General features: G+C 69.1%; 2 protein-coding genes and 1 riboswitch. Both genes read right to left on the bottom strand.

Going from position 1 to position 2,400, the window contains the following annotated elements; all coding sequences use genetic code 11:
* Positions 1-925, bottom strand: a 925-nt coding sequence (locus tag I8J29_RS33340) for a hypothetical protein (RefSeq protein ID WP_208851557.1), incomplete at its 3' end; no start/stop codon positions are given.
* Between the two features lie 362 nt (positions 926-1,287).
* Complete coding sequence (locus I8J29_RS33345; protein WP_208851558.1) at positions 1,288-1,821, bottom strand: YceI family protein; 534 nt, start codon at positions 1,819-1,821, stop codon at positions 1,288-1,290.
* Positions 1,822-1,975: 154 nt separating this feature from the next.
* A riboswitch (TPP riboswitch) is annotated at positions 1,976-2,080 on the top strand.
* Positions 2,081-2,400 lie beyond the last annotated feature (320 nt).

Below are 2,400 nucleotides of genomic sequence, written 5' to 3' on the forward strand. Positions count from 1 at the left end.
GGAGGGCTTCCGCGGACGCGCCGCCGCCGCCCGCGGCGCCGGCCGCGAGCGCCTGCGCCAGCAGACCGGCCGCCTGCCGGTCGTCGTCGTTCATCCGGTACAGCAGCGCCTCGGCCAGCCGCGTCTGCCCGGCATCCCGCAGCGCGAGCATCTCCGCGAAGGCGGCCCGCTCTTCGTCGCCCGCGGCGGCGATGCCGTAGGTCGCGATCGCGTCGTCCGTGCGGCCCTGCAGCAGCCGGACGGCCGAGAGGAAGCGGAAGTACGTCTGCACGGCGCCTTCCTCGCGGGCCAGAATCGCGAGATGGAACGCGTCCAGCAGCCAGCGCTCCGCTTCTTCGCCCTTCCCGAGCAGGTAGAGGTACGCCGCCTGGAAGAAATACTGCATCGCGGACGCGCGCAGCGCCGGCAGCGTCTCCGCGCGGAAGTCCGCCCGCCTCAGCAGCTGCAGCCGCGCCAGCGCGTCGACGGACTTGCCCGCGGCGGCGTCGCTCGCCGCGGCGTCGGCCAGCAGATCCGCGGCCGTATCGAGGCCGTCCTGCAGGAACACGCCTCCGCGCTTGAACCACTGCTCGAAATAAAACGGCTCCGACTGCGCCACCACGAGCGTGGCCGCCGCGCACAAGAAATCCCGGCACCGGTTGAAGCCGTCGTCGCCGTGCTCCAGTCCGGGCGGGATCGCGGCGATCAGCGCCGCGGGCTTTCGCCCGGCGACGTCGTAATACCAGCAGGGATGCGTGACGACGGCCGCCGTCCGCGCCCAGGGCAGCGCGTCCAGCTCCTCCGGCTTCAGCGCGCCGTAGCGGTCCGGCGCGCCGGCCATCGCCTCCGCGCCCGCGACGAAGCGGACGGTCCGGCCCTGCGCCAGCCTGTCGATCAAGCCCCCGTAGGGGAATTGCGCCCACGCGCAGTGGGGAAATACGACCACCGTGTCCGTGATGCCTCACTCCCGCCGTTTCGCGCCGGCCGCGGGAGGGCGGACGGCGCTCGATCTGCAACGTTACAGTTTATGGCCCGGAGCGGCGCGACATTCCTGCCGGCGCGCTCGCCGCGCGCCTTGCAGGGCGGGGCGGGTGCATACGGCATGCCGCCGGTTCGTGCCGATTCGCTCCTACCGCGAGCCGGGCCGGCCGTCTCGGCCGCATGCCCGCGATTACGGGCGAGCCGGGCGAAGCCGGGCCAGCCTGCCTGCCGCCTATCCGCCCGCACTCGCCGCGAACGCCGAAAAGGCACCGCGGCGCAAGGGCCGCGGTGCCTTGAAGATCATTTGCTTAAGAAGGTCGGGAACGCTTAGTCCGCTTTGGCGGCCTCGAGCTCGATGGCGACCTTCACTTCGTCCCCGATCAGGACGCCGCCGGTTTCGAGGACCGCGTTGTACGTCAGGCCGTAGCTGCTGCGGCTGATCGCGCCTTTGGCGCTGAAGCCGACTTTCTCGTTGCCCCACGGATCCTTGCCGCTGCCCTCGTACGTCACGCTGAACGTCTCCGGACGGGTCAAGCCGCGGAGGGTGAGGTTGCCGGTCACGTCGTATTCGCCGTCGCCCGTTTTCACGATGGAGGTCGATTGGAACGTGAGCGTCGGATAGTGCTCGATGTCGAAGAAATCGCCCGTGCGGAGGTGGTTGTCGCGGTCCGCGTTGCGCGTGTCGATGCTGGCGAGCGTCACGTCGAACCGGATGTTCGCCGTCGTCAGATCGTTCGGATCCGCCTGGATCTCGGCGCTGAATTCGTGGAAAGTGCCTTTCACTTTCGCGATCATCATGTGCTTGATCGTAAAATCTACGCTGCTGTGCGTCGCGTCGACAAGCCATTTGGACGTGGACATGGGCAAAACCTCCGGATAATTAATAACATAAAGTAATAAACTTAATATTTTATAGTTAGTATAGAGTCGGAAAGCGGAAACTGTCAATCCTTTTTCTTCCTGCAGACGATCGGAACGTTGACAACTTTTCCCTCGAGGGGTATAGTCTTGTCAGGAAATCCACTAGGGGCGCCCGCACGGGCTGAGATAAGGCAGATGCCTTGGTCCCTTTGAACCTGATCTGGGTCATGCCAGCGTAGGAAAGTGGGAAATGTACGTGCGACTTCGATTCGGCCGTACGGCGCGGGAGGCGATCATGCCGCCATGCCGTACGACGCCGAGCCGTGGGGCGGGGGGGGGAGGGGCGGGGGGTCCGCGGGCGGCGGGCGGGGGGGGGGGGGGTGAAGCGCCCCCTCGGCCGGGGGGGCGTTTTCGGCGGCGGGCGCTGGGCGGCCGCGGGGCGGGGGGGGGGGCCGCGCGGCCGGGCGAGGGGCGGCGGGGCCCGCGCGCCCGGCCCCCGGCGGGGTCAGCGGGGGGCATGGGACGGGCGGGGAGCGCGCGCGCGGGGCCCCGTCGGGCGAACGCGGGCCCGCTGCTCCC

This window comes from Paenibacillus artemisiicola, from assembly GCF_017652985.1.
In the GTDB taxonomy this organism is placed as follows: Bacteria; Bacillota; Bacilli; order Paenibacillales; family Paenibacillaceae; genus Paenibacillus_Z; species Paenibacillus_Z artemisiicola.

Bases quoted from the DNA above. Each gene is read 5' to 3' on its own strand.
- I8J29_RS33345 (WP_208851558.1), bottom strand. From the start codon at position 1,821: ATGTCCACGTCCAAATGGCTTGTCGACGCGACGCACAGCAGCGTAGAT.